Source organism: Pseudomonas sp. LBUM1657, assembly GCF_059716075.1.
This window is the reverse complement of record NZ_CP166799.1, coordinates 6,455,969-6,482,733: the sequence shown is the minus strand read 5'-3', so window position 1 is coordinate 6,482,733 and position 26,765 is coordinate 6,455,969. Positions and strand designations below refer to the sequence as shown.

21 protein-coding genes are annotated in these 26,765 nt (G+C 60.0%); 16 read left to right on the top strand and 5 right to left on the bottom strand.

Going from position 1 to position 26,765, the window contains the following annotated elements; all coding sequences use genetic code 11:
• The first annotated feature begins 41 nt into the window (after positions 1 to 41).
• From ACA055_RS29935 to ACA055_RS29895, 9 genes are all read left to right on the top strand, one after another.
• Positions 42 to 467 (top strand): F0F1 ATP synthase subunit epsilon, encoded by a 426-nt coding sequence (locus ACA055_RS29935; RefSeq protein ID WP_008155716.1) that lies wholly within the window; start codon positions 42 to 44, stop codon positions 465 to 467.
• 117 nt (positions 468 to 584) lie between these two features.
• Positions 585 to 1,952 carry a bifunctional UDP-N-acetylglucosamine diphosphorylase/glucosamine-1-phosphate N-acetyltransferase GlmU gene (gene glmU, locus ACA055_RS29930; protein WP_497681791.1) on the top strand — a complete coding sequence of 456 codons (1,368 nt, stop codon included), beginning with the start codon at positions 585 to 587 and terminating at the stop codon, positions 1,950 to 1,952.
• Between the two features lie 215 nt (positions 1,953 to 2,167).
• A complete protein-coding gene (locus tag ACA055_RS29925; RefSeq protein WP_497681790.1) occupies positions 2,168 to 2,944 on the top strand; it encodes a DeoR/GlpR family DNA-binding transcription regulator in 777 nt (258 codons plus the stop codon).
• A gap of 1 nt (position 2,945) precedes the next feature.
• Positions 2,946 to 4,778 carry a glutamine--fructose-6-phosphate transaminase (isomerizing) gene (gene glmS / locus ACA055_RS29920; protein ID WP_497681789.1) on the top strand — a complete coding sequence of 611 codons (1,833 nt, stop codon included), beginning with the start codon at positions 2,946 to 2,948 and terminating at the stop codon, positions 4,776 to 4,778.
• Positions 4,779 to 4,856: 78 nt separating this feature from the next.
• Positions 4,857 to 5,759 (top strand): LysR family transcriptional regulator, encoded by a 903-nt coding sequence (locus tag ACA055_RS29915; RefSeq protein WP_497681788.1) that lies wholly within the window; start codon positions 4,857 to 4,859, stop codon positions 5,757 to 5,759.
• Between the two features lie 128 nt (positions 5,760 to 5,887).
• Positions 5,888 to 6,514 (top strand): glutathione S-transferase family protein, encoded by a 627-nt coding sequence (locus tag ACA055_RS29910; protein WP_497681787.1) that lies wholly within the window; start codon positions 5,888 to 5,890, stop codon positions 6,512 to 6,514.
• Between the two features lie 63 nt (positions 6,515 to 6,577).
• Positions 6,578 to 8,608, top strand: a complete 2,031-nt coding sequence (locus tag ACA055_RS29905) for a 2Fe-2S iron-sulfur cluster-binding protein (protein WP_497681786.1) — start codon at positions 6,578 to 6,580, stop codon at positions 8,606 to 8,608.
• Between the two features lie 25 nt (positions 8,609 to 8,633).
• Positions 8,634 to 9,830: a DUF3142 domain-containing protein gene (locus tag ACA055_RS29900; protein ID WP_497681785.1), complete on the top strand. Its 1,197-nt coding sequence runs from the start codon at positions 8,634 to 8,636 to the stop codon at positions 9,828 to 9,830.
• A complete protein-coding gene (locus ACA055_RS29895; protein ID WP_497681784.1) occupies positions 9,817 to 11,934 on the top strand; it encodes a hypothetical protein in 2,118 nt (705 codons plus the stop codon). The genes ACA055_RS29900 and ACA055_RS29895 overlap by 14 nt, the downstream gene beginning before the upstream one ends.
• 3 nt (positions 11,935 to 11,937) lie before the next feature.
• On the opposite strand, the gene ACA055_RS29890 is transcribed toward ACA055_RS29895, so the two are convergent.
• Positions 11,938 to 12,567: a LysE family translocator gene (locus tag ACA055_RS29890; RefSeq protein ID WP_497681783.1), complete on the bottom strand. Its 630-nt coding sequence runs from the start codon at positions 12,565 to 12,567 to the stop codon at positions 11,938 to 11,940.
• 145 nt (positions 12,568 to 12,712) lie between these two features.
• On the opposite strand from ACA055_RS29890, the gene ACA055_RS29885 reads away from it, so the two are divergent.
• Positions 12,713 to 13,186 carry an Lrp/AsnC family transcriptional regulator gene (locus ACA055_RS29885; protein WP_163910566.1) on the top strand — a complete coding sequence of 158 codons (474 nt, stop codon included), beginning with the start codon at positions 12,713 to 12,715 and terminating at the stop codon, positions 13,184 to 13,186.
• A gap of 121 nt (positions 13,187 to 13,307) precedes the next feature.
• On the opposite strand, the gene lpdA is transcribed toward ACA055_RS29885, so the two are convergent.
• Positions 13,308 to 14,708: a dihydrolipoyl dehydrogenase gene (lpdA, locus tag ACA055_RS29880; RefSeq protein WP_497681782.1), complete on the bottom strand. Its 1,401-nt coding sequence runs from the start codon at positions 14,706 to 14,708 to the stop codon at positions 13,308 to 13,310.
• A 217-nt stretch (positions 14,709 to 14,925) separates the two neighbouring features.
• Here lpdA and hflK (ACA055_RS29875) point away from each other — a divergent pair, with 217 nt between their 5' ends.
• The 5 genes from hflK (ACA055_RS29875) to cfaB all read left to right on the top strand — a co-directional run bounded on the left by hflK (ACA055_RS29875) (position 14,926) and on the right by cfaB (position 22,297).
• The gene (hflK, locus tag ACA055_RS29875; RefSeq protein ID WP_497684514.1) at positions 14,926 to 16,884 is read left to right on the top strand and encodes a protease modulator HflK; all 1,959 of its coding nucleotides are present in this window, start codon (positions 14,926 to 14,928) and stop codon (positions 16,882 to 16,884) included.
• Positions 16,881 to 17,921 carry a protease modulator HflC gene (gene hflC / locus ACA055_RS29870; RefSeq protein ID WP_497681781.1) on the top strand — a complete coding sequence of 347 codons (1,041 nt, stop codon included), beginning with the start codon at positions 16,881 to 16,883 and terminating at the stop codon, positions 17,919 to 17,921. The genes hflK (ACA055_RS29875) and hflC overlap by 4 nt, the downstream gene beginning before the upstream one ends.
• Positions 17,918 to 18,976 carry a protease modulator HflK gene (gene hflK, locus ACA055_RS29865; protein WP_497681780.1) on the top strand — a complete coding sequence of 353 codons (1,059 nt, stop codon included), beginning with the start codon at positions 17,918 to 17,920 and terminating at the stop codon, positions 18,974 to 18,976. The genes hflC and hflK (ACA055_RS29865) overlap by 4 nt, the downstream gene beginning before the upstream one ends.
• Positions 18,973 to 20,883: a cation-translocating P-type ATPase gene (locus ACA055_RS29860; protein WP_497681779.1), complete on the top strand. Its 1,911-nt coding sequence runs from the start codon at positions 18,973 to 18,975 to the stop codon at positions 20,881 to 20,883. The genes hflK (ACA055_RS29865) and ACA055_RS29860 overlap by 4 nt, the downstream gene beginning before the upstream one ends.
• Before the next feature lie 229 nt (positions 20,884 to 21,112).
• Positions 21,113 to 22,297 carry a C17 cyclopropane fatty acid synthase CfaB gene (gene cfaB, locus ACA055_RS29855; protein WP_497681778.1) on the top strand — a complete coding sequence of 395 codons (1,185 nt, stop codon included), beginning with the start codon at positions 21,113 to 21,115 and terminating at the stop codon, positions 22,295 to 22,297.
• Here cfaB and cls read toward each other — a convergent pair.
• Entirely contained in the window at positions 22,294 to 23,733 is a 1,440-nt protein-coding gene (gene cls, locus ACA055_RS29850) for a cardiolipin synthase (protein ID WP_497681777.1), read from the bottom strand. The genes cfaB and cls overlap by 4 nt on opposite strands.
• Positions 23,734 to 23,865: 132 nt before the next feature.
• Here cls and ACA055_RS29845 point away from each other — a divergent pair, with 132 nt between their 5' ends.
• Positions 23,866 to 24,387, top strand: coding sequence for a DUF3617 domain-containing protein (locus ACA055_RS29845; protein ID WP_497681776.1), 522 nt, complete (start codon positions 23,866 to 23,868; stop codon positions 24,385 to 24,387).
• 102 nt (positions 24,388 to 24,489) lie between these two features.
• Here ACA055_RS29845 and ACA055_RS29840 read toward each other — a convergent pair whose 3' ends face one another.
• Positions 24,490 to 25,395 (bottom strand): His/Gly/Thr/Pro-type tRNA ligase C-terminal domain-containing protein, encoded by a 906-nt coding sequence (locus tag ACA055_RS29840; RefSeq protein ID WP_497681775.1) that lies wholly within the window; start codon positions 25,393 to 25,395, stop codon positions 24,490 to 24,492.
• A 30-nt stretch (positions 25,396 to 25,425) separates the two neighbouring features.
• Entirely contained in the window at positions 25,426 to 26,763 is a 1,338-nt protein-coding gene (locus ACA055_RS29835) for a dihydroorotase (RefSeq protein WP_497681774.1), read from the bottom strand.
• Between the last annotated feature and the right edge of the window lie 2 nt (positions 26,764 to 26,765).

Genomic DNA, 26,765 nt, shown 5'->3' with positions numbered 1-26,765 from the left:
GGCGCCCGGTAACGGGCGCTAATTTAGTTTGAGGCAATCAGATGGCTATGACAGTCCATTGCGATATCGTCAGCGCGGAAGGGGAAATCTTCTCCGGCCTGGTCGAGATGGTGGTTGCGCACGGTGCACTGGGTGATCTTGGTATCGCCTTGGGTCACGCGCCGCTGATCACCAATCTCAAGCCGGGCCCGATCCGCCTGATCAAGCAGGGCGGGGAAGAGGAGGTGTATTACATCTCTGGCGGTTTCCTCGAGGTTCAGCCGAACATGGTCAAGGTTCTTGCCGACACCGTGCAACGTGCTGCCGACCTGGATGAAGCCTCCGCTCAGGAAGCCGTTAAGGCTGCCGAGAAGGCCTTGCATGACCGGGGCGCGGAATTCGATTACGGTTCTGCTGCCGCACGTCTGGCCGAGGCTGCAGCTCAGCTGCGCACCGTCCAGCAGATCCGCAAGAAGTTCGGCCACTAATAGGCCATCAACTTGTTGCGCGATTGATTAAAAAGGGTAGCCTCGGCTACCCTTTTTTCTTTTCCGACTTTCATAACCTGGTCGCAGCCGCTGACCACCCAGGATTGGTAGCCAGTCATGTCTCTCGAAATCGTTATCCTCGCTGCTGGCCAAGGCACTCGCATGCGTTCGGCGCTGCCGAAAGTCCTGCATCCGATTGCCGGCAACTCGATGCTCGGCCATGTTATCCACAGCGCCCGACAACTTAATCCACAGCGCATTCACGTTGTGATCGGCCATGGCGCCGACGCAGTTCGTGAGCGTCTGGCGGCTGATGATCTGAATTTTGTCCTGCAGGACAAGCAGTTGGGCACTGGCCACGCGGTCGCTCAAGCTGTGCCCTTCATCGAGTCCGACACCGTACTGATTCTTTACGGTGACGTGCCGTTGATCGAAGTCGAGACCCTTCAGCGTCTGCTTAAACAGGTAGCACCACAGCAACTCGGCCTGCTGACCGTCGAACTGGATGACCCGACTGGTTATGGCCGCATCGTCCGCGACGCCGACGGCAAGGTGACGGCCATCGTCGAACAGAAGGACGCCAACGAAGCCGAGCGTGCGATCACCGAAGGCAACACCGGTATTCTGGCGCTGCCTTTCGCACAACTTGGCCACTGGATGAGCCGACTCTCCAACAACAATGCCCAGGGTGAGTACTACCTGACTGATGTGATCGCCATGGCGGTCAGCGACGGCCTGGTGGTGGCGACCGAGCAACCCCACGATGCCATGGAAGTGCAGGGTGCCAACGACCGCAAGCAACTTTCCGAGCTTGAGCGTCACTATCAGCTGCGCGCCGGTCGTCGATTGATGGCTCAAGGCGTGACACTGCGCGACCCGGCACGTTTCGATGTGCGCGGTGAGGTCACCGTCGGCCGCGATGTGCTGATCGACATCAACGTGATCCTCGAAGGCAAGGTGGTCATCGAAGACGACGTGGTGATCGGTCCGAACTGCGTGATCAAGGACAGTACCCTGCGCAAAGGTGTGGTGATCAAGGCCAACAGCCACATCGAGGGCGCGATTCTCGGTGAAGGCAGCGATGCCGGTCCGTTCGCTCGCTTGCGCCCCGGCACGGTACTGGAAGCCCGTGCCCATGTGGGTAACTTCGTTGAACTGAAAAACGCTCATCTGGGAGCAGGTGCCAAGGCCGGTCATCTGACCTACCTGGGCGATGCCGAGATCGGCGCACGCACCAACATCGGTGCTGGCACGATCACTTGCAATTATGACGGCGCCAACAAGTGGAAAACCGTACTGGGCGAGGATGTCTTCATCGGTTCCAACAACTCGTTGGTGGCGCCTGTGGATATCTCCAACGGTGCTACCACCGCAGCCGGTTCGACCATTACCCAGAATGTGGATAAAGCTCAATTGGCTGTCGGCCGGGCTCGTCAGAAGAACATCGACGGCTGGAAGCGGCCGGAGAAGATCAAAAAGAGCTGAGTTATCCACACATAGATCATTGGCTGAAGTTATTCACAGGCCGAACCAATGTATTCGCGGGCAAGCCCGCTTCCACAGGGTTATCCAATCCAAGTGGGAGCGGGCTTGCTCGCGAATGGGTTATCCACAAATATTTTTAGCTCCCTCGCTTGACGAAGTTTCGCTGATGGGTTTTGATTGCTTACGTTATCTTTCGAATCGAAACTTATCAGTCCATGTCGAAGCGTAATACACCTCAACGCCGCCACAATATCCTCGCCTTGCTCAACGAGCAGGGCGAAGTCAGTGTGGATGAGCTGGCCAAGCGTTTCGAAACTTCGGAAGTTACGATTCGAAAAGATCTGGCGGCACTGGAAACCAATGGTCTGTTGCTGCGCCGTTATGGCGGTGCGATCACCATGCCTCAAGAATTGGTGGCCGATATCGGTCAACCAGTCTCCAGATACAAACAGGCCATCGCTCGCGCTGCCGTTACGCGGATTCGCGAGCATGCGCGGATCATCATCGACAGCGGCAGCACTACTGCTGCGATGATTCCGGAACTCGGCCAACAACCGGGTCTGGTGGTGATGACCAATTCCCTGCATGTGGCCAACGCCTTGAGCGAACTCGAGCATGAGCCGGTGCTGTTGATGACCGGTGGCACCTGGGACCCCCATTCCGAGTCCTTTCAAGGGCAGGTTGCCGAGCAAGTACTACGCTCTTACGACTTCGACCAGTTGTTTATCGGTGCCGATGGCATCGACCTGGTTCGCGGTACGACCACCTTTAACGAACTGCTGGGACTGAGCCGGGTCATGGCCGAAGTCGCCCGCGAAGTCGTGGTGATGGTCGAGGCCGACAAGATCGGCCGCAAGATTCCCAATCTGGAACTGCCATGGAGCAGCGTCCATACCCTTATTACGGATGATCGCCTGCCACTTGAGGCACGGGATCAGATTCAGGCCCGCGGCATCAATTTGATTTGCGCGGCTGTCAGTCAGGAGAAATAGCATGTGTGGAATTGTCGGCGCAGTCGCAGAACGTAACATCACCGCCATCCTGCTCGAAGGCCTCAAGCGCCTGGAATACCGTGGCTATGACAGCGCCGGTGTGGCGGTCTTTACCAACGATGAAAAACTTGAGCGTATGCGTCGTCCCGGCAAAGTCAGCGAGCTGGAACAGGCATTGGCTGACGAGCCTCTCGCCGGTCGCCTCGGTATCGCTCACACTCGCTGGGCCACTCACGGTGCGCCGTGCGAACGCAATGCTCACCCGCATTTCTCCGGTGATCTGGCGGTGGTGCACAACGGCATCATCGAGAACCACGAAGCCTTGCGCGAACAACTCAAGGCCTTGGGTTACGTGTTCACCTCGGACACCGACACTGAAGTCATCGCTCACCTGCTGAACCACAAACTCAAGGATCTGTGCGATCTGACCGTGGCCCTCAAGGCGACTGTCAAAGAACTGCACGGCGCTTACGGTTTGGCCGTGATCAGTGCTGATCAGCCTGATCGTCTGGTCGCAGCACGCAGCGGCAGCCCGCTGGTGATCGGTCTGGGCCTGGGTGAAAACTTCCTGGCTTCCGACCAGTTGGCTTTGCGTCAGGTGACTGACCGTTTCATGTACCTGGAAGAAGGTGATATCGCCGAAATTCGCCGTGACAGCGTGCAGATCTGGGACGTTAATGGCGAAATCGTTGAACGCGAATCTGTGCAATATCGCGACGGTGCGGAAGCCGCCGACAAGGGCGAGTTCCGCCATTACATGCTCAAGGAAATCCACGAGCAACCGGCGGTGGTGCAGCGCACCCTTGAAGGTCGTCTGAGCCAGAATCAGGTGCTGGTTCAGGCCTTCGGTCCACAGGCTGCCGAGCTGTTCGCCAAAGTGCGTAACGTGCAGATCGTTGCCTGCGGCACCAGTTATCACGCCGGCATGGTTGCCCGTTACTGGCTCGAAGAACTGGCCGGCATCCCGTGCCAGGTCGAAGTTGCCAGCGAATTCCGTTACCGCAAGGTGGTGGTGCAGCCCGACACCTTGTTTGTGAGCATCTCCCAGTCCGGCGAAACCGCCGACACGCTGGCAGCCCTGCGCAATGCCAAGGAACTGGGTTTCCTCGCCAGCCTGGCTATCTGCAACGTCGGCATCAGCTCACTGGTACGTGAGTCCGACCTGACCCTGTTGACCCAGGCCGGTCGCGAGATCGGCGTGGCGTCGACCAAAGCCTTCACCACCCAATTGGTAGGCCTGCTGTTGCTGACGCTGTCCCTGGGCCAGGTTCGCGGCACCTTGGGTAAAGGCGTCGAAGCGACGCTGGTTGAAGAACTGCGTCGTCTGCCAGCCCGCTTGGGTGAAGCCCTGGCCATGGACAGCATTGTGGAGAAAATCGCCGAGCTGTTCGCCGAGAAAAACCACACCCTGTTCCTCGGTCGTGGCGCGCAATTCCCGGTGGCAATGGAAGGGGCACTCAAGCTCAAGGAGATTTCTTACATTCACGCCGAAGCTTATCCAGCCGGTGAGCTGAAACACGGCCCGTTGGCGCTTGTGGATAACGACATGCCGGTGGTCACCGTCGCGCCGAACAACGAATTGCTGGAGAAGCTGAAGTCCAACCTCCAGGAAGTCCGCGCCCGTGGTGGCGAGCTGATCGTCTTTGCTGACGAGAAGGCTGGCATGACTAATGGTGAAGGCACGCATGTTGTGCACATGCCGCACATCCACGACATCCTGTCGCCGATCCTCTACACCATCCCGCTGCAACTGCTCTCGTACTACGTGGCCGTGCTGAAAGGCACCGACGTTGATCAGCCGCGTAACCTGGCGAAGTCGGTGACGGTGGAATAAGTTATCCACAGGTGATCAAAACATTAAAAATCGCAGCCTTGGGTTGCGATTTTTTTTATCTGAATTGAGGAAACGCCCGTGGACCGATTCCAGGAAATGCAGGTCTTCGCCGCCGTCGCCCAGGAGCAAGGTTTCTCGGCGGCGGCGCGGCGTTTGGGCATGTCGGCGGCCAGCGTCACCCGGGCGGTGGCGGCGCTGGAGCAACGTATCGGTACGCTATTGCTCACCCGCACGACGCGCAGCGTGTATTTGACCGAGGCGGGCCAACGTTATCTCGAAGACTGTCGGAGAATTCTCGCCGAAGTGCAGGAAGCCGAGGATTCGGCAGCGGGCAGTCACGCCCAACCTCGTGGGCAACTGACGATCACGGCGCCGGTTCTGTTTGGTGAGCTGTTTGTCACGCCGGTGATGGTGGATTATCTGACTCAATTTCCTGAAGTTTTCATTAACGGCTTGCTGGTTGACCGAGTGGTGAGCATGGTCGAGGAGGGCATCGATGTCGCCGTGCGCATCGGTGAGTTACCCGACAGTAATCAGCACGCGATTCGCGTGGGTGAAGTTCGGCGGGTGATTTGCGGCTCACCGGGTTTCCTGACGGCGCATGGCCGGCCTCGGCATCCTCAAGATCTGGCGCAGGCACCGGTTATTGCGACGTCCTCTATTGGTCAGCTGAGAACCTGGCCGTTCCTCGATGCGGGTGAGCCACTGAGTGTTCGACCTGAACCGCGACTGGTGGTGACGGCGAATCAGGCGGCCATTACCGCAGCGTGCCTGGGTCTGGGATTCACTCGGGTCCTGTCTTATCAGGTCGCGGGCAAAGTCGCCTCCGGTGAGTTGGAAATTGTTCTGGCCGACTTCGAACTGTCACCATTGCCCATCCATGTGGTCTATCAGGGCGGTCGCAAGGCCCCTGCGCGAATCCGCAGTTTTGTCGACTTTGTGGTGAAGGCGCTACGAGAACACCCAGCGTTGCAAGGCTGATGGTTTGTTGCGCTGGCTGAAATAATGGATTGCGGTTGCTGGTTATTCTGTTGTTTTCGTCGCTGGTGGAAGATAGCTCCCACGGTGCTGATCTCTCCTGAACAGCGCGACCACCCGCGGAGTCGACCATGCAAGCGATCAAACTCTACAACTTCCCACGTTCTGGCCACGCTCACCGTGTGGAGCTGATGCTGTCCCTGCTGCAACTGCCGACCGAGCTGATCTTCGTCGATCTGGCCAAGGGTGCGCACAAACAGCCGGATTTTCTTGCACTCAACGCGTTTGGCCAGGTACCGGTCCTTGATGATCAGGGCGTGGTGCTGGCCGATTCCAACGCGATTCTGGTTTATCTGGCGCAGAAATACGGCAACGGCCGCTGGCTGCCAGCCGATCCGGTCGGTGCGGCCAAGGTGCAGCGCTGGTTGTCGGTGGCCGCCGGGCCGATTGCCTTTGGCCCTGCCAGGGCAAGGCTGATCACGGTGTTTGGTGCGCCTTACAATGCAGAAGAGGCGATCACTCGTTCACATGACGTGCTCAAGGTGATCGATCAGGAACTGGCCAATAGCGCTTATCTGGCGGGCAGCGAGCCGACCATTGCCGATGTGTCGGCCTACAGCTACATCGCCCATGCGCCGGAAGGCAATGTGTCACTTGAAGACTACGCCAACGTGCGTTCCTGGCTCACGCGGGTCGAAGCCTTGCCAGGGTTTGTCGGCATGCCGCGCACAGTCGCCGGTCTGCAAACCACTGCCTGATGCTTGCGGCCCGACATTGTCGGGCCGTTCACATTGCGCCGATGGCGCAGGGGAGAAGCCGTTATGGACCGTTCACCTTGGCACGCTGGCGAGAAACAGTTGCAGGCTCACGTAGGTGTTGCTGAGCGAATGGAGGCGTTCGGTCGTAAGGTGATTCGCACAGAAATGCCGGATCAGCACCGCACGTTCTATCAGCAATTGCCGTTCATGCTGTACGGCGCGGTGGATGCCGACGGCAATCCATGGGCAAGTATTCTTGAAGGGCCGCCAGGCTTTGCTCACTCGCCCGAACCCGGCCTGCTGCAATTCAACAGCCTGCCGGGTGCCGATGATCCTGCGCAATTGACCGATGGCGCGGCGATCGGCCTGCTGGGGATCGAGCTGCACACCCGACGGCGCAACCGCATCAACGGCAGGGTTGGCGGACTGACCGAGAGCGGTTTCGGTGTCACGGTGGAACACTCCTTCGGCAACTGCCCGCAATACATTCAGTTGCGTCAGTTTCGCTCAGTACCGCTGGCCGATCCTGCGACTCGCATCGCGCAGCACCTCGACGGTCTGGATGACGCGGCCAAAACCCTGATCGCCGGGGCCGATACGTTCTTTGTCGCCAGTTACGTGGACGTCGATGGCCTGCGCTCGGTGGACGTTTCTCACCGGGGTGGCCAGGCGGGTTTCGTACAGGTAGAGGGCAATCGCCTGACCATTCCGGATTTCGCCGGCAACCTGCATTTCAATACCTTGGGCAACCTGCTGCTCAATCCCCGGGCCGGGTTGCTGTTTATCGATTTCAGTTCGGGTGATCTGCTGCACCTCAGCGGTCGAACCGAAATCATCCTTGAAGGCCCGCAAGTCGAGGCGTTCCAAGGGGCCGAGCGGCTGTGGACGTTCGAGGTGGAAAGCGTGGTGCGTCGGCCTGCCGCCCTCGCACTGCGCTGGCGCTTCGATGGCGTGTCGCCCACCAGTTTGCTGACCGGCACCTGGCAGCAGGCCACGGCCCGCTTGCAGGCCCAGGCGTTGGGCGATCGTTGGCGGCCACTGCGGGTGGTGCGGATCGAGGCGCAAAGCCACAACATCCGCTCGATCTATCTGGAGCCTGCCGATGACGCCGGGTTGCCGGTGTTTCAGGCTGGGCAGCATTTACCGCTGCGGTTCAACATCGCCGGCGAGGTGCATATCCGCACCTATAGTTTGTCGAGCGCGCCGTCCGATGATTTTTTCCGCATCAGCGTCAAGCGTGAAGGGTTGGTGTCGTCGCATCTGCATGAACAGCTTCAGGTCGGTGATCTGCTGGAGGCACGCGCGCCTCAAGGGCATTTCACCGTGGCGCCCCATGAACGGCGACCGTTGGTGTTGTTAGCTGCCGGCGTCGGCATCACACCGCTGCTGTCGATGCTGCGGGAAGTGGTTTATCAAGGCCTGCGCACCCGCCATATCCGGCCCACCTGGTTTTTCCAGAGTTCACGCACGTTGGCCGATCAAGTGTTTCGTCCTGAACTGGATCGCTTGCTCGACGATGCCGGTGACGCGGTCAGGGTGTTGCGTCTGCTCAGTCAGCCTGAAGCCGAGGCGCGCGAGGGCGAAGACTTCGATCTGACGGGGCGAATCGACACCGCGCTGCTCAAGACCATCCTTGAGGTTGAGGACTACGACCAGCTGGACTTTGTCCTCTGCGGCCCGGGAAGTTTTACCCAAGGGCTGTACGACAGCCTGCGGGAGCTGGACATCCGCGATGCCCGGATTCACGCGGAAACTTTTGGCCCATCAACCTTGCGTCGGCAGCCGGATGCCGACGCAGTGGTCATCGAGCAACCGCCGGCCGCTACGACTTCCGTGCCGGTAGTGTTCCAGCGCTCGGCCAAAGAGGCCCGCTGGCAACCCGATAGCGGCAGTTTGCTGGAGCTGGCGGAAAGTCGGGGGTTGCGTCCCGAATTCAGCTGCCGCGGCGGCTCCTGCGGGACCTGCAAGACCCGCCTAATCAGCGGCCAGGTGAATTATCCACAGCCCCCGGCGGAAGTGCCGGATGAAGGACAGGTGCTGATTTGTTGTGCGATTCCGGCGCAGGGGGCGCAACCTTTGGTGCTCGACCTGTAGGATCTGATTCAGCCCAAGGAGCTTTATGTATTTTTTCTTCCGTCTCTCGGCGTTGCTTGCCGGGCTGGCGCTGCTCATCGGTTGCGAGCAACAGGACGCACCGCCGCTCGATCAGCAACTCTACGTCTGGCAACGACAATGGACACCGGCACACGAAGTCGCCCTCAAGGACAGCCGCGCCGACTTTTCTACCCTCCGGGTGCTGGCCTTGCAGGCGTTCCCGCAGGCGGGTTGGAGTCGGGCGCGGATTGACCCGGTGCTGCTCAAACAGGATGGACGACCGCTGATTGCGGTGATTCGTCTGGATGGCCAGCTCAAGTCGCTGGATCAGGACGAAGTCACTGCACAGATCCAGCAGGTGCTCAGCGATTGGCAAGGGCAGGGGCTGATCCTCTCTGGCGTGGAAATCGACCACGATTCAGGTAACGCTCGGCTACCGGCCTACCGCGAATTTCTTACGCGCCTGCGCGCGGTTCTGCCGGCCTCTATACCGTTGAGCATTACTGCGTTGCCGGCCTGGCTCGACAGTGCCGAATTGCCTGGGGTGTTAGCCACAGTCGACAGCAGCGTGTTGCAGGTGCACGCGGTGAGCGATCCGCGTCGAGGCTTGTTCGATGCGGATCAGGCGAGGCAATGGGTCAAGGCCTGGAGCCGCCTCACTGCCAAACCGTTCTATCTGGCGCTGCCGGCCTATGGCGTGGCGCTGTTACCGACTACCAGCGGCGCACCGATCGTGGAAAGTGAAGTGCCGATCGAAAGCGATGGTAAGCGCCAGGAATTGCTCGCCGATCCGAAACAACTGAGCAAACTCGGCGCCGAGCTGCGTAGCGATCCACCGGCTCATCTGGCCGGCCTGATCTGGTTTCGCCTGCCATTGGCCAATGACCGCCGGGCCTGGAGCCTGACGACCTTGCGCGCCGTAGCCCATGGCGACGCCCTCAAGAGTCGGCTGACGCTGAAACTCTCGACGCAGGACGGCCTCTATGACATCAGCGTCAGCAATCAAGGCAACCTCGACAGCGCCTGGCCTGAACGCTTGACGTTGGCGGTGCAGGGTTGTGATGGCGTCGATGCGCTGGCCGGTTATGCGTTGCAACAGAGCCCCGATCTGCTTACCTTCACCCGCCTGCGCGACGGTCGCCTGCCCGCTGGTGGCCAGCGCGCTATCGGTTGGGCGCGTTGCGCATACATTGATCAAGGAGGTTCGCATGTTCACCCGTAACTGGCCCCGCCATCTGCTCTGCCTGAGCCTCAGTTTGCCGGTCGGTTCGGCGTTGGCCTGCGGGCCGGATTTCCCCATGCGCCTGCTGGACAACCGTGGCCAGTCGCTGGCGGAGTTGCCGGAGGGTAACTTCAACTTCGAGATCAACCGGCTCGGGCATGTCATCGCCGGGCTCAAGAACATCACCGCAGTCGCCTACAGCATGGAGGCGCCGGACTATGCGGAACAGCGGAGCAACGCCGAGCAAGCCGGTCTGACACCTGACCAGCAGGCATTAGTGAAACAGCTCCGCAGCCTGACCGACGCTCGTCAGGTCGAGATTCAGGGCGCGGATTTGCCGGTCGAACTCAAGCTCTATCTGGCTGGCGCGGTGGCGTTCAACACCGCTGACCATAGGTTGGCAGCCGAGTATTTCCAGAAGGTGCTGGCATTGCCCGCGGATCAACGGGCGTTGCGCAGCACCTGGGCTGCTTATTCGTTGGGTCGGGCGTTGTTTGCCATGAGTGCACAAGCGGACGCTGGCCCTGACCTGCTGGCTCAATCTCGCAAAGCCTTCGAGCAAACCCGTCAGCTAAGCATTGATGGCTTCAGCGACCCACTGGAGCTGGGCGTCGCCAGCCTCGGCGAAGAAGCCCGCGTGGCCCGCACCACTGGCGACTGGAACAGTGCGATCGAACTCTACGCCACGCAGAATCGTCACGGCTCAGCGGTGGGCTACACCTCGCTGAAACTGTTGATGGCCGATCTGGCGGCAATGCCTGACGATCAACTGGCCGTATTGCTCAAGGGCAAACCGGTGCAGCAACTGGTGACAGCGTCGTTGATCAGCCGACTGGGCTGGTCATTCGGCGATCAGCCACCGAACGAGTTGAAACTGATCAAACTGCTGCAAAACAGCACCCGCGGTAGCCTCGATAACGCTGATCGACTGGCCGCGGTGAATTATCAACAGGGCGACTACGGGAGCGCCAAGGTATTCCTCGAACACGCGGGCGATGGCGGCCTCGCGTGGTGGCTGCGGGCGAAACTCGCGATGCGCGATGGGGATAAAGCCGCTGCTGCGGCCGCGTACGCCAAGGCTGCCCAGGCCTTCCCGCAGAATGAATCCTGGGGTGAGCGGCGCACGCCTGACTGGGACTTCGAAACGGTTCAGCCCAAGTGCCGGGTTGAGGGTGAAAGCGCGATCCTGGCACTGCAACGCGGCGATTACGTGCAAGCGTTCGATCAGCTTTATCGAAGTCAAGACATCTACTGGTTCGATGCGGCCACTGTCGCCGAACGCGTGCTGACCGTAGAGGAGCTGAAGAATTACGTCGACAACCAAGTGCCGGCGCCACCGCAGCTGACTCAGCAGGAGCGCGATAACTATGTGCCGTTGCCAGTGGCGGCGAAGCTGCGCAATTTGCTGGGGCGGCGCTTGCTGCGCGAAGAGCGTTATGACGAAGCACTGGCGTATTTCGATAACGCCGGTTTGCAAAACAAGGCTCGATTGTATGGCCAGCAGCGTCAGGCCGCTGAATCGGCCTGGTGGCCGACCCGTCGTGCCGCGGCATTGTTCAATGCCGCTTGGACGGCGCGTGAGTGGGGGATGGATATTCTCGGCTATGAAATGGCGCCGGATTACGCCACGTTCGGCGGCAATTACAGCCTTGATAGCGCTGAGCTCAAGGTTGGCCCGTTAGTGGCCGAGGATGAAGTGAAGCGCCAACAGGCCAGTGCCGCCCAACCTGATCAGCGTTACCACTATCGTTTTGTAGCCACGGCGTTGGCCAGTCGCGCGGCCGACAATTTGCCTCACACCAGCCAGGCTTTTGCGGCGGTGCTGTGCGAAGCGGCCGGGTGGAACACAAGCCTTGAAGTCGAAAGCGCCCTTTACCAGCGCTACGTCAAGGAAGGTCCGTACGTGGAGTGGGCGGCCAATTTCGGTCACCAGTGCCCTTATCCTGACTTTGAGAACGCCAGTAAACGCTATGTCACTCAGGCAATGGATTCCATGCGATCGACGCTGCGGCCCTACAAAAAACCGCTGCAAATCGGCGGCGTATTAGCGGTCACGGCAGCAGCGTTGTTGCTGATCAATCGTCGCCGCCGTAAGGCGCAGTAAGGCTCAAGCCTGTTGCACAAAGGTCAGCCGTAGGGCGAAGCCGATCAGCAGGCTGCCAAACAACCATTGCTGCAGGCGCTGGGCCGAAGGACTGCGTTGCAGCCAACGGCCGAGTGCGGCGCCGGTCAGTGCGTAAGCGCTGTCGAACAACAAACCGACGCCGACCAGCACCACGCCCAGCGTCGCGAATTGGGCAAGTACCGGTCCGGCGAGTGGATTGATGAACTGCGGCAGCAATACAGAGCAGAACAGCAACGCCTTGGGATTGAGCAGGTTGGTCAGCAAACCGCGCTGGATAGCTGCGCGCCAGTGAGTTTTCTCGGTGCCCGCCTCTGCGCCGTTCAGGTTCGGCAGCATCGTGGTTCGCAAGCACTGAATGCCGATCCACAGCAGATACGCGGCACCGGCCAGGCGCACCACATCAAAAGTCCAGGGCGCCGCCTTGAACAGCGTTGCCAGCCCCAGCGCCGCCAAGGCGACATGGCAACCCCGGGCAATGCCCAGGCCCACGGCGGTGGCCAACGCCGCGCCTTTGCCCTGTCGGGCGCCGGTCTGCAACAGCAGGATCATGTCCGGGCCCGGCAGTAGGTAAACCACCGCCAGCGCCATGAAAAACAGCCACAGTCCTTCCACATTGCACCCCATTCGTTGTCGATTCGGTACGGCCAGTCTAGGGCTGAAGGGCAGGGCAGGTGGTTGCGTAGTTTGCTTCTAAAATGTCTTTGGTTGGCATAACCTGCTACTCGATAGCGTGCAAACCATCAGGATCTGCCAAACCATGAAACTGGACGCCTACGACCGCAAGATTCTCGCAGCCCTGCAACGGGACGGTCGCTTGAGTAATGTGCAACTGGCTGACGAGATCGGGTTGTCCGCTTCGCCCTGTTTGCGCCGGGTACGGATGCTTGAGGAGGCCGGGGTGATTCGTGGCTACCAGGCCAATCTGGATCGCGACGAAGTTGGGCTTGGGCTGACGGTGTTTGTCGGGGTCAAGGTGGAGCGTCACAACGATGAGCAGGCAGAGTCCTTTCGCTTGGCCGTGACCGCGTTGCCCGAGGTGATTTCGGCGTTTCTGGTGTCAGGGGAATCGGATTTTCTGTTGCAAGTTGTGGTGCCGGATTTGCGCGCGTACGACCGCTTTCTCACCGGGCGGCTGTTGAAGTTGCCGGGTGTCAGCGACATTCGCAGTAACTTTGCGATTCACACGGTGAAGACGCCGGGGGCGTTGCCGCTGGAGCATTTGCCGCTTTAGACCGAGTCGACCCCTTCGCGAGCAAGCCCGCTCCCACATTTGATCTGTGGTGTTCACAAAACCTATGTGGGAGCGGGCTTGCTCGCGAAAGCGGTAGACCAGTCACCGCCAATCTCCAACCCTACATCTGCGTCGCCATCCCCTCCACATTCATCGCCGCCTGGCGCAAGGCCTCGGAGCGGGTCGGGTGTGGATGACAAGTCAGGGCAATGTCTTCGGCCGAGGCACTGAACTCCATGGCCACGCAATATTCACCAATCATTTCACTGACGCTCGGGCCCACCAGGTGCACGCCGAGAATTTCGTCGGTGCGCTCATCAGCCAGCACTTTGGCAAAGCCTTCGGTTTCGTGATTGATCTTCGCCCGGCTGTTGGCGGTGAAGGGAAACTTGCCGACCTTGTACGCGCGACCTTCGGCCTTGAGTTGCTCTTCGGTCTTGCCGACGCTGGCCAGCTCGGGTTTGGTGTAGATCACGTTAGGGATCAGGTCGTAATTGACTTCGCCAGCCTTGCCGACGATCTGCTCGACGCAGGCCATGGCTTCATCTTCGGCCTTGTGGGCGAGCATCGGCCCGGACGTGACGTCGCCGATTACCCAGACCCCGGTGGCTTCGGTGCGATGGCCCTTGTTGGCGAGCATGCCGCGTTTGTCCGTGGCCAGTCCGATGTTTTCCAGACCAAGGCCTTGGGTGTAAGGCCGGCGTCCGATAGCGACCAACACATAATCGGCTTCCAGTGTCTCGGCGGCCCCACCGGCGGCGGGCTCGACGCTGAGTTGAACGCCTGTCGCCGAGGTCGTGGCGCTGGTCACTTTCGAACTCAATTTGAAGCTGATGCCCTGTTTAACCAGCGAACGCTGAAGGGTTTTCCCTGCTTCGCCATCCACACCCGGGCAGATCCGGTCGAGAAACTCCACCACCGTCACCTGAGCCCCCAGTCGCCGCCACACCGAACCGAGTTCCAGGCCGATCACCCCCGCGCCGATTACTACCAGATGTTTAGGCACTTCAGTCAGTGACAGCGCGCCGGTGGAGTCGAGGATGCGTTTGTTATCGATGTCCACGCCGGGCAGGGGAGTGGGTTCGGAACCGGTGGCGATGATGATGTCTTTGGCGCGCAGCTCAGTCTTGCTGCCCTGGTCGTCAGTCACCGTGACGATGCCCGGCCCGTCGATGTGACCCCAGCCCTTGATCCAGTCGACTTTGTTTTTACGAAAGAGAAACTCGATGCCCTTGGTCAGCCCGGTAACGCTTTCATCCTTCTGCTTCATCATCTGAGCAAGGTTGAGGGAGGGTTTGACTTCGATGCCCAGGTTGGCAAATTCCGCGCCCATGGCCGCGTCGTAGAGTTCGGAGGCGTGCAGCAGCGCTTTCGACGGCATGCAGCCGACGTTCAGGCAGGTGCCACCGAGGGTGGCGCGTCCTTCGACGCACGCGGCTTTCAGGCCCAACTGGCCTGCGCGAATCGCTGCGTTATAACCGCCGGGGCCACCGCCCAGAATCACGACGTCATAGGTGCTCATGCTTGTACTCCTGGGATTGAACGGGATCGGATGGGTAAACGTAGTTCTTGAATTAAATTACGGACGTAATATGTGCGTTCCGGAGTATTTCGGTCAAGGCTTCAGCCAAGTGACAGGTTTAGCGTCATTAGATAGAGCGTTTTAAAAACGCAAATCTCATGGCTTTCGTTATATCGTAACGAATTGCGATATGAGCAACGATAAACTCTGGGGTGGTATGCAAGTCGATCTCGAAGTCGATAGGACGCAAGTAACCGGGCTGCCGCGTTTTCAGCAGGCAGTTTTTCAAGGGCGGCGATTGCGTCAGTTCGCAATCGGCCTGGGCGCTCTCGCAGCCACAGGCTTAGTGCTGGCGTTTTTTGTCGGGTTGTTTGCGCCGCAGTCTCTCTGGCCGGCGGTGCTGGTCAATCAGAGCGCTGGTTTGCTGGTGCTGGTTGCCGGTCTGCAATCGGCCGGATGGATTACCCGTTGGCGCGCGCAGGCGATGAACCCCGTGGTGCCAGTGATCGTGGCTGACGAAATGGTAGCCCCGGAAGGCTGGTACGAACGGCTGCTGGATCGGATCAATCGCCAAGGTCTGAAAATGCTCGGCCAGATCGGTGCGCCGACGTTGTGGCTGGGCGGTTGGTCGCTGTTGACGTTGTTCAGTATCGGACAGGTCTGGAACCTTGCTCTGCCGCCCACAGCGCTGGGCTTGTCGGCCAGTGTCGGCGCGGCGCTGTCGTTGTTGCTGGCCTTCGGTTTGTTGGTGCTGGAGCGGCAACTGGCGCAGGAAAACACCGCCCAATGGCCTGAAGCAGCGTCGCTGGCGCAGCTGATCCGGGTTGCAATCATTTGCCTGGTGCTCAGTGCGTTGTGCTTGTTGTTCGGCAGTGAAACGTCGGTCTGGCCGGCGCGTCTGGGGATGCTGATCGGCTTGTTGCCGGGGTTGGTCGCCGCCGAATTGCTGTTGCGCGCCGTGTTGTCGTTGTTCAGTCCGCAACGCGAACAACTTGAACCGACGCTACTGGCGCGAAGCTTCATCGCCGACATGCTGCGCTGGCCGCCGCAACCGTTGTTGGCGTTACAGCACGAACTGCACAACAGATTCGGCATCGACCTGCGGCAGATCTGGGCTTTCACGTACATGCGCCGGGCGTTTTTGCCGGTGTTGGCGGTGGTGTCTATCGTCGGCTGGTCGCTCACCGGCATTCACGAAATACCGTTGCAAGGGCGGGGCATCTACGAACGTTTCGGCAAACCGGTGGAGGTTTTCGGGCCCGGTTTGCACGCAGGTTTACCGTGGCCGTTGGGCCGCGTGCTGAGTGTTGAAAACGGTGTGGTTCATGAGTTGGCCACCAGTGTCGGTGAAACGTCTGCACCGATTGTGCCCGAACCTGCCGAAGGTCCAGCACCCGCGATAGCCAATCGTTTGTGGGACGCCAGCCATGTGAATGACAAATCCCAGGTCATCGCCAGCAGCCGTGCCGACAAACAGAGCTTCCAGATCGTCAACATGGACGTGCGTTTCATCTACCGCATCGGCCTGAGCGATCAAGCTGCGTTGGCCGCGACGTACAACAGCGCCGACGTGCCGACGCTGATTCGCAGCACCGCCAGCCGGATTCTGGTTCACGACTTCGCCTCGCGCACCCTCGACGGATTGCTCGGTGAGGACAGGGTAGGGCTAGCCGAAGAGATCGGCCGGGCCGTGCAGGCAGACTTGCAGACACTCGACAGCGGCGTGGAAATTCTTGCCACGGTGGTCGAGGCGATTCACCCTCCGGCCGGCGCAGCCAACGCTTATCACGGCGTACAGGCCGCGCAGATTGGTGCCCAGGCATTGATCTCCCGCGAGCGCGGTGCGGCGGCAGAGGCCACCCATCAGGCGCAATTGCAGGCCAGCATAGCTCGCGATCAAGCGACGGCCAGCGCTCGTGAAATCAACGCTGGCGCCCAAGCGGCAGACCTGAGATTCAGCGCCGAACAAAAGGCCTACGCCAGCGCCGGCCAGGCCTTCGTACTGGAGCAGTACCTCAGTCAACTTTCCCAGGGCCTGGCCAACGCCAGGTTGCTGGTACTCGATCATCGTCTGGGTGGCAGCAGCAACGCGCCGACCATCGACCTCCGTACGTTCACGCTGCCGGCTGATCCAGCGCCGTCGCGTAAACCCGCTCAGTCAGGAGCTGCCAATTGAGCCAGTCGCACACTCACAATCACGATGACCACTCTGGCCACGATCACGGTCATGGCGGGCATCACCATGGCCATCACCACCATCATCACGGTGATCCACAAGAAGCTGGCCCATTCCCGTGGCGACGCATGGGTTGGGCGGCGCTGCTGGTCGCGTTCGCCATCGCGGCAGCGAGCCTGGTTCAAGTGCGCTCGGGCGAGGCCACAGTGATTACTCGTTTCGGTAATCCGTCACGGGTGCTGCTGGAGCCGGGACTTGGCTGGCGCTGGCCGGCGCCGTTCGAGGCAGCGATTCCGGTGGATCTGCGGCTGCGCACGACGTCCAGCGGTTTGCAGGATGTGGGCACGCGAGACGGTTTGCGCATCATCGTTCAGGCTTATGTGGCGTGGCAGGTGCAGGGCAACCCGGAGAATGTGCAGCGCTTTATGCGCGCCGTGCAAAACCAGCCGGACGAAGCTGCACGGCAAATTCGCACCTTTGTTGGCTCGGCGCTGGAAACCACGGCCAGCAGTTTTGATCTGGCCAACCTCGTGAACACCGATGCCAATCAGGTGCATATCGCCGATTTCGAAGCGCAGCTGCGTCAGCAAATCGATCAGCAGTTGCTGACCACTTATGGTGTGCGAGTACTGCAAGTGGGCATCGAACGTCTGACCTTGCCGTCGGTAACGCTCACCGCGACGGTCGATCGAATGCGTGCCGAGCGTGAAACAATTGCCACCGAACGCACTGCCATCGGCAAGCGTGAAGCGGCGCAAATCCGTTCAGCTGCCGAGCGTGACGCGCGCATCGTACAAGCTGATGCAACGGTGAAAGCAGCGGATATCGAAGCACAATCACGCGTTGAAGCCGCGCAGATTTACGGCCGTGCTTACGCCAGTTCGCCGCAGCTGTACAACTTGCTGCGTTCCCTCGACACCTTGGGCACCATCGTCACGCCCGGCACCAAACTGATTTTGCGCACCGATGCTGCACCGTTCCGGGTGTTGGTCGACGGTCCGCCGACACTCGATAATAAGTCCGGGTCGCAGCCATGAATTTAGTTCCACGTGGAACAAATGAGTCGAGCAGCCCCTGGATTCAAGCCGGGCGATTGGCCTTTCTCGCGTTGTACGCGGTGACCCTGTTAGCCGCTTTGGCTTGGGCGTTCTCCAATTTCAGGCAGATTGATCCGCAAAATCGCGCTGTGGTTTTGCACTTTGGCGCGCTGGATCGCATCCAGAATGCCGGGTTGCTTTTAGCTTGGCCGCGCCCTTTTGAGCAGGTGGTTTTGTTGCCTGCGGCGGATCGGGTGATTGATCGTCGGGTGGAAAATCTGCTGCGCACGGATGCTGCGTTGCAGGCGGATCGAGTGGCAAGTTTCGCCACACCGATCAGCGATGCACTCGCGGGCTCCGGTTATCTGCTGACCGGTGATGCGGGTGTGGTGCAACTCGATGTGCGGGTGTTCTACAAGGTGATCGAACCGTATGCCTTCGTCCTTCAAGGTGAACATGTGCTGCCGGCGCTGGATCGATTGGTCACTCGCAGCGCCGTTGCACTCACTGCCGCGCGCGATCTGGACACCATTCTCGTCGCTCGACCGGAACTGATCGGCACCGATAACCGGGCGGCCGAAAGACGCGAACGTCTGCGTGGCGATCTGGTGCAAGGCATCAACCAGCGACTCGCAGAGCTGACCTCAACGGGGCAGGGACTTGGGATCGAAGTGGCGCGCGTCGACGTTCAATCGAGTTTGCCCGGCCCCGCGGTCAACGCCTTCAATGCAGTTCTGACGGCCAGTCAACAAGCCGACAAGGCCGTCGCCAACGCTCGCACTGAAGCCGAGAAGCTCACGCAGGCCGCCAACGAACAAGCCGACCGAGCCCTGCAAGTTGCTCACGCGCAAGCGAGTGAGCGATTGGCCAAAGCTTCGGCTGATACGGCCACGGTGTTGAGTCTGGCCAAGGCGCAACAACAGGGCACCGACCCGCAAATGCTGCTGCGCATCTACCGCGAGCGGATGCCGAAAATTCTCGGTCAGGCTGGCTCGGTCACTACGGTCAATCCAAAAGACGATTCCCGCCTGATCATTCAGGGAGCTGCACAATGACCGCCCAAACCGCCACCGCGCCGAGCATGTTGTCCTCGGCTGAACAACGCAGCGCCGCACGCCAATTGACCCTCGCCATGCTCGCACTGGGCTTGCTGGCGCTGGGCCTGATCTGGCGCTGGTTGGCGCCGGAGCAGGCCGGTGTCAGCCAGTTGCTACTCGGCTTCGCTTCTTTACTGGTGGCCGTGCCGGTGATGCGTTCTGCCTGGTACAGCCTGCGTTACCCGAGCCTGCACGGGATCACTGATCAGCTGATCGCTCTGGCCATGCTGGGTGCCTGGGCCACGGGTGATCTGCTGACCGCCGCGTTGCTGCCGATCATCATGATCTTCGGCCACGTGCTGGAAGAGCGCAGCGTGATCGGTTCCCAAGAGGCGATTCACGCGCTCGGCAAACTGACTCGCAGCCACGCACGCAAGGTTCAGGCGGACGGCTCGATTGTTGAAGTCGACAACGGCACGCTCAAGGCGGGCGATTTGGTCGAGGTGCGCGCGGGTGATCGGGTGCCGGCGGACGGTCGGGTATTGTCCGGTCAGGCGAGCCTGGACACCGCTTCGATAACCGGCGAATCCGTGCCGATGGAGGCGGGCGTTGGCATGCCAATATTTGGCGGCGCGATAAACCTCGATGGTCTGCTGCGCGTTGAAGTGACCCGCACCGGCCATGAATCGACACTCGGTAAAGTCATTGCGCTGATGCAAAGCGCCGAACGTTCCAAACCGCCGATCACGCGTTTGCTGGAACGCTACGCTGGCAGCTACATGGTCTTGGTGTTGCTGCTGGCGGCCGTGACCTGGTTCATCACCAACAATGCCCAGGCGATGCTCGCGGTATTGGTGGCTGCCTGCCCTTGTGCGTTGGTGTTGTCGGCGCCAGCCACAGCGATTGCCGGGGTGGCTGTCGCGGCCCGGCACGGGATTCTGATTCGCAGCTCGGCGTTTCTTGAAGAACTGGCGGACCTGACGTCCCTGGTGGTCGACAAGACTGGAACGCTCACCTTTGGCACCTTGCGTTTGCAATCCATCGACAGCCCGCTGGAGGATCGCAGCCATGTCTTGAAGCTCGCCGCCAGCCTCGGCTCCGCCAGCAGTCACCCGGTCAGTCGTGCGCTCGCCGGGTTGGTCACTCAAGAACATTTCCTGCTGCTTTCGGACATTCGCGAACGCCAGGGTTTGGGTGTGGTGGCGATGACGGAGCAGGGCGAGGCGGCACTCGGGCGACCGGAGTTGTTCGCGCAATTGGGGATCGCCACTTCAACCATCCCCGACCACGATGGGCCGATCGCCGGGCTCGCGCTCAACGGTGAATTCCTGGCGTGGCTGTTGCTGGCCGACAGCGTCAAACCCGAAGCGCGCTTTGCCTTGAGCGAGTTGCGTAATCTCGGTTTGGGACGTCAGTTGTTGCTCACGGGTGATCGGCATAGCGTCGCTCATACACTGGCTCGTGATGTCGGGATCAGTGATGTGGAAGCGCAAGCGTTGCCCGAGGACAAACTAAATCGTGTGTTGAAGGAAATCGGCAGCGGTTTTCGGCCGATGGTCGTTGGGGACGGAATCAACGATTCTCTGGCACTTAAAGCCGGTGTGGTTGGCGTGGCCATGGGGGCGGGCGGGGCAGACATCGCGCTGGCTTCGGCCGACATCGTGCTGATCGGCAGCGATCTGCGGCGGCTTGGTACGTGTGTGCGTTTGAGTCGCCAATGCCGGCAGACGTTGCAGGTCAATGTGATCATTGGCCTGGGCTGGACGCTGGCAATCGTCGCGTTCGCCGCATTCGGCTGGCTGGGCGCCGCGGGGGCGATGGTTGCTGCACTGTTGCATAACCTCAGCACGTTGCTGGTGTTGGGTAACGCGGGGCGTTTACTGCGGTTTCAGGAGCCCTTGCTCAAACTCAAGGATGAGAGCTGATCTTATTTCGGCCGAACGCTCTAAACCGCATGATCGCGGGCTATTCCAACTTTTCAGAACTGTGCGCCGGTTTTGTAGTCATCTAGTTTGAGGGACCTTGAATTTGTGACCTCACGGCGGTTTTTCGCAACGCTGCGAATCATAGAAAACGGCTATTAAATCGATAGCCAGCTATTTTTCCAGGATGGTCTAACCTCACATCAGACGTCTGAAACAAGGGGGACTATCCATGCTCGCGCAACTTCCGCCGGCCTTACAGAATCTGCAGTTACCGTTACGCCTGCGACTCTGGGACGGTCATGAATTCAATCTGGGGCCGACGCCCAGCGTCACTATTGTGGTCAAGGACCCACAAATGGTTTCCCAGTTCACCCACCCAAGCCTGGACGCGCTCGGAGCGGCGTTTGTCGAAGGTAAACTTGAGCTCGAAGGTTCCATCAGCGACGTGATCCGCGTCTGCGATGAATGGAGCCAGGCGTTGCTCGGTGACCAGGACAGTCAGCCTGTTCGCACTGCCCACGACAAGGAAACCGACGCCAAGGCGATTTCCTACCACTACGATCTTTCCAATGCTTTTTATCAGCTATGGCTCGACAGCGACATGGCGTATTCCTGCGCTTATTTCGAGACGGGCAGCGAAACCCTTGAACAAGCCCAGCAAGCCAAATTCCGTCACCTGTGCCGCAAACTTCGCCTGCAACCCGGCGAATACCTGCTGGACGTCGGTTGCGGTTGGGGTGGATTGGCGCGATATGCGGCCCGGGAATTCGGCGCGAAGGTGTTTGGGATCACGCTCAGCAAAGAACAATTGGCGCTGGCCCGTGAGCGGGTGACCGCCGAAGGCCTGGACGATTTGGTCGAACTGCAACTGCTGGACTACCGCGATCTGCCCCAGGACGGGCGTTTCGACAAGGTGGTCAGCGTCGGCATGTTCGAACATGTCGGCCACGCTAACCTGGCGCAGTACTGCAAAACCCTGTTCGGCGCGGTGAAAGAGGGCGGCCTGGTGATGAACCACGGGATCACCGCCAAGCACACCGATGGCCGTCCGGTGGGGCGCGGTGCCGGTGACTTCATTGAGAAGTACGTGTTCCCTAACGGCGAGCTGCCGCACTTGTCGATGATTTCTGCCGAGATCAGCGAAGCCGGGCTGGAAATTGTCGATGTCGAAAGTCTGCGCCTGCATTACGCGCGGACGCTCGACCATTGGAGCGAACGTCTCGAAGACAATCTGGAGGCTGCTGCCAAGCAAGTACCTGAGCAGGCGCTGAGAATCTGGCGGCTATACCTGGCCGGCTGCGCTTACGCGTTCGCCAGAGGCTGGATCAACCTGCACCAGATTCTCGCGGTGAAAGCCCATCCCGATGGCAGCCATGAACTGCCCTGGACCCGCGACGATATCTACAACCCTTAAAGTATCGGTGAAATAAGCCGGGCGATCCGCATGCCGACCTGTTGCAGGCGGTGGGTCTCCCGGCTTTCTTCTTTGGCGATTTCGTGGGCTTGGGCAAAGTCATCGTTGAGCATTTGTTCCACCTCGCCGGCAAACGCGCTGTCGACCGTCAGCAACATCACTTCGAAATTCAGCCGGAACGAACGGTTGTCCATATTGGCGCTGCCGATGGCGCTGATTTCGCTGTCGATCAATACCACTTTCTGATGCAGGAAACCGGGCTCGTAGCGGAACACTCGCACGCCAGCCCGCACGGCTTCGAAGGCGTAGAGGCTGGAAGCAGCGTAGACGATCCGGTGATCCGGTCGCGACGGCAGCAGAATTCGCACATCCACGCCACGCAGCACTGCCAAGCGTAGGGCGGCGAATACCGCTTCATCCGGGATGAAATAGGGGCTGGTGATCCAGACGCGTTCGCTTGCCGCGTGGATGGCTTCGACAAAGAATAGCGAACAGGTCTCGTAGGAATCCGCCGGCCCGCTGGCGAGCAATTGGCAGAGCACCCCATCGTCCGGGAATACATCCGGCAGGATCAGCGGCGGCAACGAGCGAGCAGCCCAGAACCAGTCTTCAGCGAAGGATTCCTGCATGCAGGCCACCACTGGCCCGCGTACTTGTACATGGGTATCGCGCCACGGCGCCAAGGGTGGTTTCTCGCCCATGTATTCGTCGCCGACGTTGTGTCCGCCAACGAAGCCAAGAACACCGTCCACCACCACAATCTTGCGGTGGTTGCGAAAGTTGACCTGGAAGCGATTGAGCCAGCCGCTGCGAGTGGCGAAGGCTTTGACCTCGGCGCCAGCATCGCGCAACGGCTGTACATAACTGTGGGGCAGGGAGTGGCTGCCGATGCGGTCGTACAGCAAGTAAACGGCGACACCTTCGGCGGCTTTCTTCAGCAGTAAGGTTTGCAAGCGCTGGCCGAGGCGGTCGTCGTGGATGATGAAGAACTGAATCAGCACCGCTTCCCTGGCTTTGCTTATGGCGTCGAAAATTGCCTCGAAGGTGGCCTGGCCGTTGATCAGCAAGCGCACTTCGTTGTTCGCCAGGCACGGCATGCGTCCCAGCTTCGGCATGGCTCTCAAGGACGCGTAAGCGCTGGAGGCGCGAGCCGTCAGTGCTTCTTCTACCCAGGGGCGCCAGTTCAGCTCGGAGATGGCCTTGCGCATTTCCTCGTTGGCCTGCCGCCGGGCCTTGATGTAGCCATCAAAGGTGCTGCGGCCGAAAACCAGGTACGGGATAAGCGTCAGGTAAGGAATGAACAGCAACGACAGGGCCCAGGCGATCGAGCCCTGGGCGGTCCGAACGGTCAACACGGCATGGATGGCGGCTATCAGGCCTAACGAGTGCAGCAGCGCGATCAGATAACCGAAAACATGCGGTCCAAAATAATCCATGGGGGCAGCCTTGCTCCTGAAGATTCAATGCTTAACAGACCATGTTCCGTGCAGAATGTCGCTATTTAATTGGCCCATGAACCGAAGCCCGTGGCTGACGTCTAACGGCCACTACTGATCAGGAGTTTCTCGATGAACGTTCGACTGCTGGGTTTGGCCATGGCATTTGGTTTAGCACTACCTGTGGCGGCTCAGGCGCAGATGCTTCAGCCAGGTTTGTGGGAATTGACCTCGAGCAACATGAAGGTCGACGACCAGAACCTGCCGGATCTGCAATTGATTCTCGGCCAGATACAGAGCCAGATCACCCCTGAACAGCGCGCGCAGCTGGAGAAGCAGGGCATCACCATGGGTGGTAAAGGGATCCGGGCGTGTCTGACGCCAGAGCAGGTCAAGACCGACAACATTCCGCTGACGGACCCGCAATCGGGCTGCAAGCAGCAAATCACCGAGCGCACCGGCAACCAGTGGAAATTCCGCTTCAGCTGTCCGAAAGCGCAAGGTGCGGGTGTCGCCACTTTCCTCAGTGATCGTGAGTTCACCACCAAGGTCAACGGCACCTTCAACGCGACCGGCATCCAGCAGAAGGGCAGCCTCGATACCCGCGCCGTGTGGTTGGGGCAGGATTGCGGAACCGTTAAGCCAAGAGCCTAAAAGCTTCGTCGGATCGCCGCCCAGAGCAAGCCCGCTCCCACACTGGATCTCCAGCGTTAACAGAACCAATGTGGGAGCCGGCTTGCTCGCGAAGGCGTCCGTTCATACACCCTCAATTCTCGCCTGACTCAACCACTCACACACCGCCTCAACCCCCATCCTTCCAAAGTCTTCCCCGCTGCGACTGCGCACACTCACAAACCCGCCTTCCTGTTCTTTCTCCCCGACGACAACAAGATACGGCACGTGCTGACTGTGTTCGCGAATCTTGTGGCGGACCTTTTCATTACGCAGATCCGCGCTGGCGCGCACGCCCCTTCGACGCAATCTTTCGGTCACCGATTGCGCATAACTCGCCTGACGTTCATCCATGCTCACGATGATCACGTGGGGCGGTACGCGCCAGTTTTCCAGTTCCTGCTGGCTCGACCAACACGTACCGTAGATCCGTTGTAGCGAAGTCCCGCTGATGTGATCCAGGACAAACGCTTGCAACACCCGAGTAGCGGGAACGTGCGGGCCTGCCGTCAGATAGTCGCAGTCGCCCAGACGGTAGAGCGACAGCTCTGCGAATGGCGACGATCGGGAAGACTGGGTTCGGCGACGGATCGAATGGTTGGTCGCCGCCAGCGCCTGCATCCGCGCTTCGATGAGGGGGAGGTCGGCAGTCGTGAGAGGCTTATTGATAATAAAGTCATAAAAGAAACCGTCACCCAATGCCGATCCCGCCTGCAATTGTGCATGGGGATGAAGCTGTCTGACGGCCATGGCCAGCATCAACGCGCAGGAGCGGCGAAGGATTTCCAGGCCATCAGGCTCCTGAGGCGTGACGATGCTGACCCGGGCATCGGCCTCAATCATGAACTCGCAGTCCACCAGCATGCCGTCCACCCGACCGGCGACTGCTGCTTTAGCCAGTCCGAAGCCGATACTCGCGGCGACTTCATATACGGACAACGGCTGGTCGTACTCACGCAATGAACCATCAGGCAGGGTGATGTGGATCATGGTCAGTGTTCTCGAGCGTTTCTCGGCGCGCTAGCGCATAAACCGTAGGGCTAAACCCTGGCAGCTGTCATTTAGACGTTGGTCGTGCCAGGCGATTTGCCCCGATACGATCGTGGTGCTGACGCTATGGCGAAAACGCTGCCGAGCGAAGGGTGTCCAGCCGCATTGCGACAAAATCGGCTGTTGGGAAACAGCAACGCCGTCAGGCTCGGGCTTGATCAGCACCACATCAGCCCAGTAGCCTTCGCGAAGATAACCGCGATCAGGGATGGCGAATAGATCGGCGACGCGGTGACTGGTTTTCTCCACCAGTGTGGTGATCGGCAGAACGTCATCCGCGACCAGCTCCAGCAGGGCGGGCAGGGCGTGTTGTACCAATGGCAACCCGGAGGACGCCTGGCTGTAGGGGCGCTGTTTTTCCGCCCAGGTGTGAGGTGCGTGGTCGCTGCCGATCACGTCGAGTCGGTTACTCAACAACGCATGGCGCAAGGCATCTCGGTCGGCTTGGGTCTTGATTGCCGGGTTGCACTTGATCAGGTTGCCGAGGCTCGGGTAGTCGCGATCATCGAACAATAAGTGATGCAGGCACACTTCGGCGGTGATGCGTTTGTGTGCCAGCGGTTTGTCTTCGAACAACGCCAATTCGCGGGCGGTGGTCAGGTGCAAAACATGCAGTCGGGTGCCGTGACGTTTGGCCAGGTCCACCGCCATCGAAGAAGAGCGAAAGCAGGCCTCGGCGTTGCGGATCAGTGGATGCGCTGCGGCAGGAATGCGCTCACCGAACAGGTCTCGAAGGTTGCTCGCGTTGGCCTCGATGCTGGGCGTGTGTTCGCAGTGGGCCAGCAGAATCGTCGGCACCTCGTCGAACAGCCTCTCCAGAATCCGTGGATCGTCCACCAGCATGTTGCCCGTGGAGGCACCCATGAAGACTTTGACGCCAGCCACTTCGCACGGATTGAGCGCGGCGACGGTGTCGAGATTGTCGTTGCTCACGCCGAAATGAAAACCGTAGTTAGCCACCGAATTGATCGCAGCGCGGCGCTTCTTGTCGGCCAGTGCGGCGAGGGTCAGGGTCGCCGGATGGGTGTTGGGCATGTCCATGAAACTGGTGATGCCACCGGCCACCGCCGCGCGGGATTCGGTGTAGAGGCTGCCCTTGTTCGGCGCACCGGGTTCGCGGAAATGCACTTGGTCATCGATCATTCCGGGCAGCAGCCATTGGCCGTCGGCATCGATTTCCACGTGGGCATTTTCACCGTGGATGCTGCTGGCGATTTTCACTATACGGCCATTGCTCATCAGCAGATCGCCGTTAAACTCACGACCTTCATTCACCAGCCGGGCATTGCGAATCAGCACGCTGCTCATGA

What these genes read in the sequence shown, in the direction of transcription:
- ACA055_RS29845 (WP_497681776.1), top strand. Translation starts at nt 23,866, where the DNA reads ATGAACGTTCGACTGCTGGGTTTGGCCATGGCATTTGGTTTAGCACTA.
- hflK (WP_497684514.1), top strand. Translation starts at nt 14,926, where the DNA reads ATGCAAGTCGATCTCGAAGTCGATAGGACGCAAGTAACCGGGCTGCCG.
- glmU (WP_497681791.1), top strand. Translation starts at nt 585, where the DNA reads ATGTCTCTCGAAATCGTTATCCTCGCTGCTGGCCAAGGCACTCGCATG.
- cls (WP_497681777.1), bottom strand. Translation starts at nt 23,733, where the DNA reads ATGGATTATTTTGGACCGCATGTTTTCGGTTATCTGATCGCGCTGCTG.
- ACA055_RS29935 (WP_008155716.1), top strand. Translation starts at nt 42, where the DNA reads ATGGCTATGACAGTCCATTGCGATATCGTCAGCGCGGAAGGGGAAATC.
- glmS (WP_497681789.1), top strand. Translation starts at nt 2,946, where the DNA reads ATGTGTGGAATTGTCGGCGCAGTCGCAGAACGTAACATCACCGCCATC.
- hflK (WP_497681780.1), top strand. Translation starts at nt 17,918, where the DNA reads ATGAATTTAGTTCCACGTGGAACAAATGAGTCGAGCAGCCCCTGGATT.
- cfaB (WP_497681778.1), top strand. Translation starts at nt 21,113, where the DNA reads ATGCTCGCGCAACTTCCGCCGGCCTTACAGAATCTGCAGTTACCGTTA.
- ACA055_RS29905 (WP_497681786.1), top strand. Translation starts at nt 6,578, where the DNA reads ATGGACCGTTCACCTTGGCACGCTGGCGAGAAACAGTTGCAGGCTCAC.
- ACA055_RS29840 (WP_497681775.1), bottom strand. Translation starts at nt 25,395, where the DNA reads ATGATCCACATCACCCTGCCTGATGGTTCATTGCGTGAGTACGACCAG.
- ACA055_RS29925 (WP_497681790.1), top strand. Translation starts at nt 2,168, where the DNA reads ATGTCGAAGCGTAATACACCTCAACGCCGCCACAATATCCTCGCCTTG.
- ACA055_RS29895 (WP_497681784.1), top strand. Translation starts at nt 9,817, where the DNA reads ATGTTCACCCGTAACTGGCCCCGCCATCTGCTCTGCCTGAGCCTCAGT.
- lpdA (WP_497681782.1), bottom strand. Translation starts at nt 14,708, where the DNA reads ATGAGCACCTATGACGTCGTGATTCTGGGCGGTGGCCCCGGCGGTTAT.
- ACA055_RS29910 (WP_497681787.1), top strand. Translation starts at nt 5,888, where the DNA reads ATGCAAGCGATCAAACTCTACAACTTCCCACGTTCTGGCCACGCTCAC.
- ACA055_RS29885 (WP_163910566.1), top strand. Translation starts at nt 12,713, where the DNA reads ATGAAACTGGACGCCTACGACCGCAAGATTCTCGCAGCCCTGCAACGG.
- ACA055_RS29860 (WP_497681779.1), top strand. Translation starts at nt 18,973, where the DNA reads ATGACCGCCCAAACCGCCACCGCGCCGAGCATGTTGTCCTCGGCTGAA.
- ACA055_RS29900 (WP_497681785.1), top strand. Translation starts at nt 8,634, where the DNA reads ATGTATTTTTTCTTCCGTCTCTCGGCGTTGCTTGCCGGGCTGGCGCTG.
- ACA055_RS29835 (WP_497681774.1), bottom strand. Translation starts at nt 26,763, where the DNA reads ATGAGCAGCGTGCTGATTCGCAATGCCCGGCTGGTGAATGAAGGTCGT.